The sequence below is a fragment of the Cupriavidus cauae genome (genome assembly GCF_026210475.1).
Classification (GTDB): Bacteria; Pseudomonadota; Gammaproteobacteria; order Burkholderiales; family Burkholderiaceae; genus Cupriavidus; species Cupriavidus cauae.
In genome coordinates this window covers 3350092-3363708 of sequence record NZ_CP080293.1, presented here as the reverse complement: position 1 = coordinate 3363708, position 13617 = coordinate 3350092, and the positions used below count along the sequence as shown (strand labels likewise).

Annotated in this window: 11 protein-coding genes; 8 read left to right on the top strand and 3 right to left on the bottom strand. The window is 68.6% G+C overall.

Annotated elements, in window-relative coordinates; all coding sequences use genetic code 11:
* From KZ686_RS14945 to groL, 8 genes are all read left to right on the top strand, one after another.
* Positions 1-2286, top strand: coding sequence for a xanthine dehydrogenase family protein molybdopterin-binding subunit (locus KZ686_RS14945; RefSeq protein ID WP_407648492.1), 2286 nt, complete (start codon positions 1-3; stop codon positions 2284-2286).
* Between the two features lie 154 nt (positions 2287-2440).
* On the top strand, positions 2441-2731 hold the full coding sequence (locus KZ686_RS14940) for a winged helix-turn-helix domain-containing protein (RefSeq protein ID WP_149316893.1): 291 nt from the start codon (positions 2441-2443) through the stop codon (positions 2729-2731).
* 220 nt (positions 2732-2951) lie between these two features.
* Positions 2952-4631, top strand: a complete 1680-nt coding sequence (locus KZ686_RS14935) for an alpha-amylase family glycosyl hydrolase (RefSeq protein WP_265632715.1) — start codon at positions 2952-2954, stop codon at positions 4629-4631.
* A 64-nt stretch (positions 4632-4695) separates the two neighbouring features.
* Positions 4696-6324 (top strand): alpha-amylase family protein, encoded by a 1629-nt coding sequence (locus tag KZ686_RS14930; protein ID WP_149316894.1) that lies wholly within the window; start codon positions 4696-4698, stop codon positions 6322-6324.
* Positions 6325-6391: 67 nt separating this feature from the next.
* The gene (locus tag KZ686_RS14925; RefSeq protein WP_149316895.1) at positions 6392-6778 is read left to right on the top strand and encodes a sensory rhodopsin transducer; all 387 of its coding nucleotides are present in this window, start codon (positions 6392-6394) and stop codon (positions 6776-6778) included.
* A 100-nt stretch (positions 6779-6878) separates the two neighbouring features.
* Positions 6879-7856 (top strand): TIGR03885 family FMN-dependent LLM class oxidoreductase, encoded by a 978-nt coding sequence (locus KZ686_RS14920; protein WP_265632714.1) that lies wholly within the window; start codon positions 6879-6881, stop codon positions 7854-7856.
* Between the two features lie 396 nt (positions 7857-8252).
* Positions 8253-8543 (top strand): co-chaperone GroES, encoded by a 291-nt coding sequence (gene groES / locus KZ686_RS14915; RefSeq protein ID WP_149316897.1) that lies wholly within the window; start codon positions 8253-8255, stop codon positions 8541-8543.
* A 108-nt stretch (positions 8544-8651) separates the two neighbouring features.
* Positions 8652-10295, top strand: a complete 1644-nt coding sequence (groL, locus tag KZ686_RS14910) for a chaperonin GroEL (RefSeq protein ID WP_149316898.1) — start codon at positions 8652-8654, stop codon at positions 10293-10295.
* Between the two features lie 231 nt (positions 10296-10526).
* On the opposite strand, the gene KZ686_RS14905 is transcribed toward groL, so the two are convergent.
* The 3 genes from KZ686_RS14905 to KZ686_RS14895 all read right to left on the bottom strand — a co-directional run bounded on the left by KZ686_RS14905 (position 10527) and on the right by KZ686_RS14895 (position 13593).
* Positions 10527-11387: a metallophosphoesterase gene (locus KZ686_RS14905; protein ID WP_265632713.1), complete on the bottom strand. Its 861-nt coding sequence runs from the start codon at positions 11385-11387 to the stop codon at positions 10527-10529.
* A 197-nt stretch (positions 11388-11584) separates the two neighbouring features.
* Positions 11585-12553, bottom strand: a complete 969-nt coding sequence (locus tag KZ686_RS14900) for a type II secretion system F family protein (RefSeq protein WP_265632712.1) — start codon at positions 12551-12553, stop codon at positions 11585-11587.
* 8 nt (positions 12554-12561) lie between these two features.
* Positions 12562-13593: a type II secretion system F family protein gene (locus KZ686_RS14895; protein ID WP_265632711.1), complete on the bottom strand. Its 1032-nt coding sequence runs from the start codon at positions 13591-13593 to the stop codon at positions 12562-12564.
* Positions 13594-13617: the final 24 nt, after the last annotated feature.

Here is a 13617-nt window from a genome sequence, read left to right as displayed (position 1 = left end):
ATGCAAATGCAACGACTTGGCGCGCGGATTGCCGCGCTATCCGGCGGCGCCGGCGACGGCCCGCATGACGCCCATGGCGCGCACGACAGCCATGACGCGCCGGCCGCCGGCATCGACCGGCGCACCTTCCTGAAGCTGACCGGCATGGCCGGCGGCGGACTGGCGCTAGGCATCGCGCCGCTGGGCGAAGTGCACGCCGACGAGGCCGCCGCGCCCACCGCGAAGGGCCCGGCCGCCGCGCCGCAGGCCTTCATCGTGATCGCGCCCGACAACACCGTGACGGTCGCGGTCAACCGGCTCGAATTCGGCCAGGGCGTGCACACCGCGCTGCCGATGGCGCTGGCCGAGGAGCTCGACGTCGACTGGCGCAACGTGCGCGCGGTGCTGGCGCCGGCCGGCGATCCGTACAAGGACTCCGCGATGGGGATCCAGATGACCGGCGGCTCGACCGCGGTCAAGCACTCGTACCAGCAGTATCGCGAGCTCGGCGCCCGTGCCCGCGCGATGCTGGTGGCCGCCGCCGCGCAGCAGTGGCAGGTGGAGCCGTCCGCGTGCACCGCCGCGCAAGGCGTGGTCACCGCCGGCAATCGCCGCGCGACCTACGGCGAGCTCGCGCAGGCCGCGATGGCGCTTCCGGTGCCGCAGCAGGTCACGCTGAAGGATCCGTCGCGCTTCACGCTGATCGGCAAGCCGACGCCGCGGCTGGACACGCGCGGCAAGCTCGACGGCTCGGTCGGCTTCGGCATCGACACGCAGCTCGACAACCTGATGGTCGCCGTTGTCGCGCGCCCGCCGCGCTTCGGCGGCAAGGTGCGCCGCTTCAATGCCGACGCGGCGCGCGCGATCAAGGGCGTGGCCGAGGTGCTGGAGGTACCGACCGATGGCGGCGGCACCGGGGTCGCGGTGATTGCCAACGGCTATTGGCCGGCCAAGCAGGGGCGCGATGCGCTGCAGGCCGAATGGGACGACAGCGGCTCGACGGTCTCGACCGCGGCGCTGTATGAGGAATACGCCAAGCTGGCGCGCCAGCCCGGCAGGACGCCGCGCGCCGATGCCTTCGACCTGGCGGGCGCCGCGCGCACCATCGAGGCCGAGTACCGCTTCCCGTATCTGGCGCACGCGCCGATGGAGCCGCTGAACTGCACGATGCAGGCCGAGGTGGCCGGCGGCAAGCCAAGCCGCGTCAAGGTCTGGGCCGGCACGCAGTTCCAGACGGTCGACCAAGGCGCGCTGGCCAAGGCCTTCGGCCTGCCGCCCGAGCAGGTTTCGGTGGTGACGATGATGGCCGGCGGCGGCTTCGGCCGCCGTGCGGTGCCGACCTCCGACTATCTGGTGGAGGCCGCGCAGGTGATGCGCGCCTGGGTCGCGAAGGGCCATCGCGAGCCGGTCAAGGTCATCTGGAGCCGCGAGGACGATATCCGCGGCGGCTACTACCGGCCGCTGCATCTGCACCGCGCGCGCATCGGCGTCGATGCGCAGGGCAGGGTGCTGGGCTGGGAGCATGCGATCGTTGGCCAGTCGCTGACGATGGGCTCGCCGTTCGAGGCCTTCCTCGTCAAGGACGGCGTCGACCACACCATGACCGAGGGCATCGTCGACCATGACTATGGCTTCCCGCTGCGGCTGTCGGTCCATCACCCGAAGGTGCAGGTGCCGGTGCTGTGGTGGCGCTCGGTTGGCCACACGCACACGGCCTTCGTCAAGGAGACGCTGATCGACGAGCTGGCGACGGTGGCGAAGCAGGATCCGGTGGCCTACCGGCTCGCGCAGCTGGATCCGGTCAAGGGCGCACGGCAGCGGGCGGCATTGCAGCTCGCGGTGGAGAAGTCGGGCTACGGCAAGCGCAGGCTGCCGACGGGCCGCGCCTGGGGCGTCGCGGTGCACCAGTCCTTCGATTCGGCGGTGGCCTATGTGGTCGAGGTCTCGCTGCAGAACGGGCAGCCGCACGTGCATCGCGTGACCGCCGGCGTGCATGCCAATCGCGTGGTCAACCCGCTGTCGGCGCGCGCGCAGATCGAGGGCGGCTGTGTGTTCGGCCTGGCGATGATCCGGCCCGGGTTTGCCATCGAGATCGACAACGGCGCGGTCAGGAACAGCAACTTCGGCGACTTCCCGCCGGTGCGCATCAATGATGCGCCGCCGGTGGAGGTGCACTTCGTGCCGTCCGACGACCCGCCCACCGGGCTTGGCGAGCCGGGCGTACCAGTGATCGCGCCGGCGGTCGCCAATGCGGTGTTCAAGCTGACCGGCAAGCGCCAGCGGCAGTTGCCGTTCGTGATGGCGTAGGCGGCGGCTGCTGCGTCGCGGAAAGCGGAAGCGGCCGACCCTGGTTGGGGCCGGCCGCTTTTGTTTGCCTTGTTCAAGCGGCACGTGGATGCGGGCGTGTGTCATCCCCCGAACGCGGCTTGCCATTGCCGGATGTGGCGCCTAATGTACGGACATGGACCCCAAGCAGGAAGCCACCTTGAGCTATGCCTTGCTGACCGATCCGGCGCGTGCCGACATTTGCCGCGCGCTGCTGGAGGCCGGCGAGGACGGCATGCCCGCTGCCGACCTGGCCGCGGCGGTCGGCCTGAACCTGCGCCGCGCGGGGCGGATCTTCCAGGAGCTGCTGCAGGCGGACATCGTTGCGCTGACGGTGCGGGACCGGCAGGTCTGCTACAGCCTGAAGGCACGCCGGGAGATACGGCAGGCCCTCGGGTATATCGAGGACTCGGGGCTGTTGTCCTAGCCGCTTGAAACCTGCCGCGCCGCTGTCCGCTCCTCCAGCCGCCTCCGTCGGCACGCTTTCCGTCTCCCTTCCATCCCCCTGATCCCCCGTCGGAAAAAATTACCGCGCCCGCGCAGGATTTGCGCATCGGTCCCACGGCGCCCCGGCGTCCATATCGGTGGGGCCTCGGACGAACCCGCAGATGCCGCCAGACAGGCATGGAAGCTGCATCGATGGGCGGATGACAACCGTCATTGCCAGCGTGCCCATGAATGTGAACGTCCGTGCCACCGTACCGGCCGGGGCCATGCCCGGCCCGCCCGCCGATCCCTCGCAGACCGTCGAAGCGACGCGCGACACCTCGCTGTGGTGGAAGAGCGCCGTGGTCTACCAGATCTACCCGCGCTCCTTCGCCGATGCGAATGGCGACGGTGTCGGCGACCTGGCCGGCATCATCGAGCGGCTGGACCATGTGCGCGCGCTGGGCGCCGACACGATCTGGATCTCGCCGATCTATCGCTCGCCGATGGCCGACGCGGGCTATGACATCAGCGACTACTGCGATGTCGATCCGGTGTTCGGCTCGCTGGCCGATGCCGACCGGCTGATCGGCGAGGCGCACGCGCGCGGCCTGCGCGTGCTGCTCGACTTCGTGCCGAACCACACCTCGGACCAGCATCCGTGGTTCATCGAATCGCGCTCCTCGCGCGACAACCCGAAGCGCGACTGGTACATCTGGCGCGACCAGCCCAACGACTGGCGCGCGGCGCTCGGTGCCGGCAGCGCCTGGACCTGGGACGAGGCCACCGGCCAGTACTACCTGCACCTGTTCCTGCCGCAGCAGCCGGACCTGAACTGGCGCAATCCCGAGGTCGTGCAGGCCATGCACGGCGTGCTGCGTTTCTGGCTCGACCGCGGCGTCGACGGTTTTCGCATCGACGTCGCGCACTGCACCGGCAAGGACCCGACCTTCGCAGACCATCCGCGCTGCCTGGCGGGCGAGCCGCTGGCCGACTTCAACGACGACCCGTACAGCCACGAGGTGCTGCGCGGCATCCGCAAGCTGGTCGACAGCTATCCCGGCGATCGCGTGCTGGTCGGCGAGGTCAATATCCGCTCGACCGCCACCGTGGTGCAGTACTACGGGGCCGGCGACGAGCTGCACATGTCGTTCAACTTCCCGCCGCTCGATGCGCCCTGGGACCCGGTGGTGTTCCGCACCTGCATCCGCGAGGTCGATGCGCTGCTGCAGCCGGCGCAGGCGTGGCCGACCTGGGTGCTGTCGAATCACGACAACGAGCGCCATCGCACCCGCTACGGCGGCTCGATGCGCCGCGCCCGCGCCGCCGCCGTGATGCTGCTGACGCTGCGCGGCACGCCATTCATCTTCCAGGGCGAGGAACTGGGGCTCGAGGACGTGGTGGTCGAGCCGGGCCAGCGCGTCGATCCGGGCGGACGCGACGGTCCGCGCGGCCCGATCCCGTGGGACTTCGCGCCGCCGCATGGCTGGCGCGCGGCCCGCACCTGGCTGCCGTTCCCGCCCGAGGCCGCGACGCTGTCGGTGCAGTCGCAATGGTCGCAGCCCTCGTCGATGCTGCATCTGTACCGCACGCTGATCGAGACGCGCCGCGCCAGCCCGGCGCTGCGCCTGGGCAGCTGGGAGGAATTGCCGTCGCCGCCCGAGGTGCTGGCCTATCGCCGCCGGCATGGCGACGGCGACCGCGTGGTCTGCATCAACTTCGCCGAACGGCCGCTGCCGATCGATCTCGAGGGCGATTGGCGCGTCGCGATCGACAGCCTGCCGGAAGGTCCGGACCGCCGTTTCGACGGCATGCTGCAGCCGGAGCAGGCCGTCCTGCTGGAGCCGCTGCATCGGCCACGGCCGCAACCGCAGCAACAGCGGCAGCCGCTGCAGCCGTAATCGATGCGGGCGGCGCGGCACCGCGCGCCCGAGGTCGCCGTTCAATCGTCAGGAAGGAGAGTCCATGCGTTCGCTCTGGTACCGCAATGCGATCATCTACCAAATCGACGTCAGCGTATTTCGCGACGGCAATAACGACGGTTGGGGCGATCTCCAGGGTTTGACGGCGCATCTCGAATACCTGCGCGGGCTCGGCGTGACCTGCATCTGGCTGTCGCCGTTCTACCAGTCGCCGTTTCGCGATGGCGGCTACGACGTCACCGACCATCTCGCGGTCGACCCGCGCTTCGGCGACCTGGCCGACATGGTGGCGCTGCTGGAGAAGGCCGAGGAACTCGGTATCCGCGTGATGGTGGAACTGGTGGCGCACCACACGTCCGATCAGCATCGCTGGTTCCAGGAGGCGCGGCGCGACCGCAATTCGCCGTACCGCGACTACTACGTCTGGGCCGACGAGCCGGAGGAGACCCACGTCAAGCCGATCTTCCCGACCGTCGAGGACAGCGTCTGGACCTGGGACGAGGAGGCGGGGCAATACTACCGGCACGCCTTTTATTCGCATCAGCCCGATCTCAATATCGCCAACCCGGCCGTGCGCGCCGAGATCGAGGACATCATGTCGTTCTGGCTGCGGCTGGGCGTCTCGGGATTCCGCATCGACGCGGCGGGACACATGATCGACGGGGCGAAGGAAGCGGACCCGCGCGACGACGGCTTCTGGCTGCTGAACGACCTGCGCGCGTTCGCGACGCTGCGTCGTTCCGACGCGGTGCTGCTCGGCGAGGTCGACGTGCCGGCCGAGGACTACGCGCGCTACTTCGGCAAGGGCCATCGCCTGACGCTGGTGTCCAACTTCTTCCTGAACAACTTCCTGTTCCTGGCGCTGGCGCGCGAGCGCGCCGAGCCGATCGAGCGCGCGCTGCGCGAGCAGCCCGACCCGCCCGAGCGCGCGCAATACGCGGTATGGGTGCGCAATCACGACGAGCTCGACCTGGAGCGGCTCAGCGAGGCCGAGCGGGAAGAGGTGATGCAGCGCTTCGCGCCGGACGAGGACATGCGCGTCTACAACCGCGGCATCCGCCGCCGGCTGCCGCCGATGCTCGATGGCGACCAGCGCCGCATCGCGCAGGTCCATGCGCTGCTGTTCTCTCTGCCGGGCACGCCGATCCTGCGCTACGGCGAGGAGATCGGCATGGGGGAGGATCTGTCGCAAAAGGAACGCCACGCGGTGCGCACCGCGATGCAATGGTCCGACGAGGTCAATGGCGGCTTCTCGCCCGCCGATCCCGACTCGCTGCCGGTGCCGGTGATCCGCGAGGGGCCGTTCGCCTACGACAAGGTCAATATCTACGAGCAAACGCTGCGCGACGATTCGTTGCTGGCCAGGACGGGCAAGATGATCCGCGCGCGCCTCGGCATGCCGGAGATCGGTTACGGGGAATGCACGGTGATGGACGTGGGCTGCCCGGCGGTGCTGGCGCTGCGGCACGAACTGGATGGACAGGTGGTCTTCACCTTCGCCAATCTGTCGGGCCAGGACGTCGAGGTGGGGCTGCCCGATGTCGAGGTCGGCGAGCTGCGCGACATGCTGGTCGACGGCCCGTATCCGCCGCAGCAGAACGGGGCCCATGCGCTGAAGCTGCGTGCCTACGGCTATCGCTGGCTGCGGCAGCGGCCGTGCTTTGCGCCGTGATCGTCGACACGGTGGACGGCCTGGACACTGCCAATCCCGCCACTGGCGAACAACAAAGGAGAAACCGATGGAAGCGATCGGACAACGGCGCTGGGTGATTGCCGAAGGCTATCTGCCGCCGACCGACCCGGCCGCGAGCCGGCAATTGAACAGCCACGAGGCGGCCTGCCTGCTCAATACCGGCGATACCGAGGCCAATGTCACCGTGACGATCTTCTATGCCGACCGCGAGCCCGTGGGCCCCTACCGGCTGACGGTACCGGCTCGCCGCACGCTGCATCTGCGCTTCAACGATCTGCGCGACCCCGAGCCGATCCCCGAGGACACCGACTACGCCAGCGTGATCGAGTCCGACGTGCCGATCGTCGTGCAGCACACCCGGCTCGATTCGCGCCAGGCCGCGCTGGCGCTGATGACCACGCTGGCGTATCCGGTTCCGGCAGCGGCCGGCTGACGGCCACTGCCGGCCACTGTCGTTCACCTGACGACCAGAACACGACCAGAACACGACCGGAAGACGGCCGGCCCATCCCCATCCCGCCCAGGAGTCCGCCATGCCCTTGATCGGCTATCACGCCTCGCACGAACAGTTCTCGCCGGGCGATCTGCTGCGCTACGCGCGCGCCGCGCAGCTGGCCGGCTTTACCGCGCTCAGCAGCTCCGACCACTTCCATCCGTGGAGCGAGCGGCAAGGGGAGAGCGGCCATTCCTGGTCCTGGCTCGGCGCCGCGATGGCGACCGTCGATCTGCCCACCGGCGTGGTCGCGTGCCCGTTCGGCCGCTACCACCCGGCCGTGGTCGCGCAGGCCGCGGCGACGCTGGAGGCCATGTTTCCGGGCCGCTTCTGGATCGCGCTGGGCACCGGCGAGGCGCTGAACGAACACATCACCGGCCGGCCGTGGCCGTCCAAGGCCGAGCGGCAGGCCATGCTGACCGAATCGGTGGACGCGATGCGCGCGCTGTGGCGCGGCGAGGAGGTGACGCACCACGGCAGCATCGTGGTCGATCGCGCGCGGCTCTATACGCTGCCGCAGCGTCCGCCGCCGATCTTCGCCGCGGCGCTGACCGCGCAGACCGCGCGCTGGGCGGGGCAGTGGGCCGACGGCCTGATCACGATCTCGGCCCCACGCGAGACCATGCGCGCTGTGATCGATGCCTTCCGCGAGGGCGGCGGCGAGGCCAAGCCGGTCCATATCCAGGCCAAGATCGCCTATGCCGACCCCACCCAGGGCGACGAGGCGGCCCGCCGAATGGCCTACGAACAGTGGCGCACCAATGTGTTCGACAGCGAAACGGCGGCGAACCTGGCGACCCCCGCCGAATTCGATGCCCGCGCCCGTACGGTGTCGCCGGACGACATCGAGCGCGCGGTCCGCATCTCCTGCGACGCCGCGCAACAGGCGGCCTGGCTGGCCGAGGACCTGGCCATGGGCGCCGACGCGGTCTTCCTGCACAACGTCTGCGGCAACCAGCAGGCCTGGATCGACGCCTGCGCGCAGACGGTCTTGCCTCAGCTGCGGGGCGGGGCCTGAGCCTTCCGTGTCTCCCCCCGCGACGGCGAGGCCCAGTGTCTCGGCTCGAAAGGCGACAATCGCCGGGTCGCCGCTTGCAGGGGGGACGACGGTAGAGGGAGATCGACTCCCCGGGCGACATCCGCCTGAAAAAATACTGGCCGCACAATATAAGAGACAATGCCCGTCCGGCCTTGCCCGGCGCGGGGCCGCGACGTTTTTCCTTCCTTTCTGCGGGTAAACCCGTATTCAGACCTCGTCTTGAAAACCCGAAACCCCGTCCCTATAATTAGCACTCGCCGGGTGCGAGTGCTAACAGCGTGCTGTAGCCTGCATCCGGTGTCCGATTTCAAGGGTCTCCGCACTCCCGCGGTGGCCACTTTGCAAATAAATGCTCACTTGTACTAAGGAGTCCGTATGAATCTGCGTCCTTTGCACGACCGCGTGATCGTCAAGCGTCTGGACAACGAAACCAAGACCGCTTCCGGCATCGTGATTCCCGACAATGCTGCCGAGAAGCCCGATCAGGGTGAAGTGCTGGCCGTCGGCCCGGGCAAGAAGGATGACAAGGGCGCCTCGATCGCCCTCGACGTCAAGGTGGGTGACCGCGTCCTGTTCGGCAAGTACGCCGGCCAGAGCGTGAAGGTGGATGGCCAGGAACTGCTGGTCATGCGCGAAGAAGACATCATGGCGGTCATCAACAAGTGATGTCGCTGTCCGGGCGCCGCGCGTCCGGAACCCCTGGGCGCCTCGGTTCCGCCGCGGCGGCAATCGCGCCCGGGACATTTCCCGTACAGAATTCTGGAGATCTAGAACATGGCAGCTAAAGACGTAGTGTTCGGCGACAGCGCTCGCCACAAGATGGTCGAAGGCGTGAACATCCTGGCCAACGCGGTCAAGGTGACCCTGGGTCCGAAGGGCCGCAACGTGGTGCTCGAGCGCAGCTTCGGCGGCCCGACCGTGACCAAGGACGGTGTGTCGGTCGCCAAGGAAATCGAGCTGAAGGACAAGCTGCAGAACATGGGCGCCCAGATGGTCAAGGAAGTCGCTTCCAAGACCAGCGACAACGCCGGTGACGGCACCACCACCGCGACCGTGCTGGCCCAGTCGATCGTGCGCGAAGGCATGAAGTACGTTGCCGCCGGCATGAACCCGATGGACCTGAAGCGCGGCATCGACAAGGCCGTTGGTTCGGCTGTCGAAGAGCTCAAGAAGCTGAGCAAGCCGACCACGACCAGCAAGGAAATCGCCCAGGTTGGCGCGATCTCGGCCAACAGCGACGAAGTGATCGGCAAGCTGATCGCCGAAGCGATGGACAAGGTCGGCAAGGAAGGCGTGATCACCGTCGAGGACGGCAAGTCGCTGGCCGATGAGCTGGAAGTCGTCGAGGGCATGCAGTTCGACCGCGGCTACCTGTCGCCGTACTTCATCAACAACCCGGACAAGCAAGTCGTCCAGCTCGACAACCCGTTCGTGCTGCTGTTCGACAAGAAGATCTCGAACATCCGCGATCTGCTGCCGGTGCTGGAGCAAGTGGCCAAGTCGAGCCGTCCGCTGCTGATCATCGCCGAAGACGTCGAAGGCGAAGCGCTGGCGACCCTGGTGGTCAACAATATCCGTGGCATCCTGAAGACCGCCGCCGTCAAGGCGCCTGGATTCGGCGACCGCCGCAAGGCCATGCTGGAAGACATCGCCATCCTGACCGGCGGTACCGTGATCGCCGAGGAAGTCGGCCTGACGCTGGAAAAGGCGACCCTGCAAGACCTGGGTCAAGCCAAGCGTGTCGAGATCGGCAAGGAAAACACCATCATCATCGACGGTGCCGGTGACGCCGCCGCGATCGAAGGCCGTGTCAAGCAGATCCGTGCCCAGATCGAGGAAGCGACCTCGGACTACGACCGCGAAAAGCTGCAAGAGCGCGTGGCCAAGCTGGCCGGCGGTGTTGCGGTGATCAAGGTCGGTGCCGCCACCGAAGTCGAAATGAAGGAAAAGAAGGCACGCGTCGAAGACGCGCTGCACGCCACCCGCGCTGCCGTTGAAGAAGGCATCGTCCCGGGCGGCGGCGTGGCCCTGCTGCGTGCCCGCGCTGCGATCTCGAGCCTGACCGGCGACAACGCCGACCAGAACGCCGGCATCAAGATCGTGCTGCGCGCGATGGAAGAGCCGCTGCGCCAGATCGTGCTGAACGCAGGCGAAGAAGCTTCGGTCGTCGTGGCCAAGGTCATCGAAGGCAAGGGCAACTTCGGCTACAACGCCGCCAGCGGCGAGTACGGCGACCTGGTCGAGATGGGCGTGCTGGATCCGACCAAGGTGACCCGCACCGCGCTGCAGAACGCCGCTTCGGTCGCGTCGCTGATGCTGACCACCGACTGCGCGATCGCCGAAACGCCGAAGGAAGAGTCGGCGCCGGCAATGCCGGGCGGCATGGGTGGCATGGGCGGCATGGACGGCATGATGTAATCACGCCGGCTGTCGGCTTCGGCCGACTGCCCTGACTGCCGAGACGGCGCGAGTCGTCGCTTCAGTCGAAACCCCCGCGGGTGCAAGCCCGTGGGGGTTTTTGTTTTGGGGCTTCCTTCCTTGCCGGGGCAGAGCGTATGGGGCGGTCGGAATGGCTGACGGGTGCGGGATTATCGGGGGCTCTTCCCTGTCCCCAACCCGAGAGAAGGCCGCGAGAACCACAACCGACCCTCACACCTCCACCACATACCCCCAATCGAACTTCGCATTCTCCAGCGCCCCGTCGCCGCGCCGCACATAGCCGCGCGGGTTGCAGACCACGCGCGCGCGGTCGACGCGGTAGTCGAAGCTGGTGTGCGTATGGCCATGGATCCACAGGTCGGCGCGCTGGACCAGGTCGGGCCGGCGCGAGATAAAGCCGGCCGAGGCGAGGTCGTGCGCATAGCGCGGGTCGAGGCTGCCGAGGTCCGGCGCATGGTGGGTGACCACCACGGTGGCGCCGTCGAAGGGCTTGTCCAGTTCGCCGGCCAGCCACGCCGACTCGGCGCGGTGGCGCGCCAGCGCGTCGGCGGGCGTGAAGCGGCGGATGCCGCCGTGCCGGCCGCCGCGGCCGTCCGCGCTGTCATCCGCGCTGTCATCCGCGCTGTCGTGCGCGCCGCCGTCCGCGCTGTCGTCCTCGACCGAGATCAGCCGATGGTCGAGCATCACCCTGGCGCAGGCCTGCATCGCGTCGTCGATGCGCTCGCGGCCGAACAGCGCGTAGTCGGCCCACCATGTCGTGCCCAGCACGCGCACCGGCGCCTGGCCCGGCAGTTCGAACACCGCCACGCCGCCGGTCAGCAGATGCACCTGCGGATGCGCGGCCGCGGCGGCGGCCATTTGCGCATCGACCCGGGTGAAGGTGCTGTCGTAGTACTCGTGATTGCCCGGCACATAGACGATCGGCCCGCGCAGGTGCCGCGCCGCCCAGTCGATGCCATGGCGGCCGTTGGCGATGTCCCCCGCGAGCACGACGACATCGGCCTCGCAGTCGGGGACCGTTTCGGGGGTATGGTGTTCCAGGTGCAGATCGCTCAGAACGCGTAGCTTCATGCCGCCTCCAGCCGGCCTCCAATGGGCCTGTGCCTTCGGAGTGTTCAGCATGCGGCGGTACCGGTCAAGTGCGCGGGTTCCCGCGCCGCGGCGCGGCAGAACGACTCCCAGCGAAAAAGCCCGGACCGGGTCCGGGCAAAGGCTGTCCGCACTGCCTGGGGTGATGGCGGCCAGCCGAGGGCCGAAGCCCGGCGGCGTTATCCGCCCTGTCCGGTCATGGTCGGCAGCAGCACGCGCACGATCTGGATGAAGGCGGGGCCGAGCAGCACCACCAGCAGCGAGGGGAAGATCAGGAAGATCAGCGGGAACAGCAGCTTCAGCGCGATCTTGGCCGCCTGTTCCTCGGCCAGCATCCGCCGCTTGGTGCGCAGCATGTCGGACAGCACCCGCAGCGATTCGCCCAGGCTGGTGCCGAAGCGGTCGGCCTGCACCAGCATCGCGGCGAAGCGCTCGACGTCCTCGACGCCGGTGCGCAGCGCCAGGTTGGACAGCGCCTTTTCCTTGGAAAAGCCCGAACGCATCTCCAGCAGCATCAGTTCCAGCTCGCCCGCCAGCACGGGGCAGCGCAGCGACAGTTCGCTGGCGACGCGCATCAGCGCCGCGTCCAGGCCGAGCCCGGCCTCGACGCAGACGGTCAGCAGGTCGATCGCATCGGGAAACTCCTCGAACACGGCGCGCTTGCGCTGGGCGATCCGGCGCGCCAGCACCGCGTTGGGCAGGTAGTAGCCGACCGCGCAGATCGCGATCAGCAGCACCGCCAGCAGTGCGCCGTCGCTGGCCAGCGGCGTGCCGACCGTCGCCACCAGCGCCGCCAGCGGCAGTGCCAGCGCCAGCACGGTCTTGGCGGCGAAGTACAGCGTGGGCGCGGCGGCGCCGCGCCAGCCCGCGTTCATGAAGCGCACCCGCAGCGCCGAGTTCTCCCAGCCCTCTTTCGGCAGCGCCAGGCGCGACACCGGCCTTGCCCACTCGCTGAGCCGCGCGCCCCAGTCGTTGCGTGCCGACGTTCCCGCCGTCCCCGCGGCGCCCGTGCCGGCGCCGCCAAGCCGCTCCAGCCGCGCACGCAGCCGGTTCGGCGAACAAACCAGCATCAGGCCGAGCGCCGCGCCGAAGGCGGCGACGAACACCAGGCCGAGCAACAGCCATTGTTGTGTCTGCATGGCTTGCATGATTCCTCCTATACCCGGATGCGGATGATCTTGCGCATCCACAGCACGCCCAGCGCCATCATCCCCAGCGCCGTGCCGGCCATGCGGATGCCGGCCGGGTCCTGCCACAGCACGTCGAGAAAGCCCGGGTTCAGCACCGAGATCAGCCCGGCGGTGCCGAACGGCAGCAGGCCGAGGATCCATGCCGACAGCCGGCCCTCCGCGGACAGCACGCGGATCTTGTCGAACAGCTTGAGCCGCTCGCGCACCAGGCGGCTGATGGTGTCGAGGACCTCGGCCAGGTTGCCGCCGCTGTCGCGCTGGATCAGCACCGCGATGACGAAATAACGCAGATCGCCGACCGGTACCCGGATCGCCAGGCTGGTCAGCGCATCGTCGAGCGAGACGCCGTAGTTGATCTCCTCGAAGGCCAGGCGGAACTCGGGACCGAGCGGGGCCTTCATCTCCTGGCCGACGGTGCCGAGCGCGCCGGCGAAGGAATGCCCGGCGCGCAGCGAGCGGCTGATCATGTCGATCGCGTCCGGCAGCTGCGCCTCCATGCGCTTCAGGCGCCGTTGGCGCTGCGCCAGCGTGCGCAGGCATGGCAGCGCGGCGGCCTGCAGCGCGCCGCCGGCCGCCAGCGAGAACGGCAGCGGCAGCAGCGACAGCGCGGCGAAGGCGATCAGCAGGCTCGCGGCGCTGAAGCCCAGCAGTTGTCCGACCGACCAGCTGCTGCCCGACTGCTGCAGCCAGCGGTCCAGCGCCGCCACCCGCGGCACCCGCATCAGCAGGCGCTGCATCCGCGGGCTGCCGGCCAGCATCCGCTCCTTCAGGATCGACATCTGCTCGCGGCCGAGCTGGCCGCCGGCCGACAGCGCGCGGATGCGCGCGTCGATGCGGCGGGCCGAGGCGCCATGATGGCTGTTCCACCACAGGTAGACGGCCTCGATGGCCAGCACCACCGCGATGAACAGCAGCACGCCGAAGGCGTACAGCGCGTAGTGTCCCAGTTGTCCCAATTGCCCCAGTTGCCCCAGTTGCCCGAATCGGCCAAGGTCCATGATCGCTCTCCGTCAGTCCGGCAG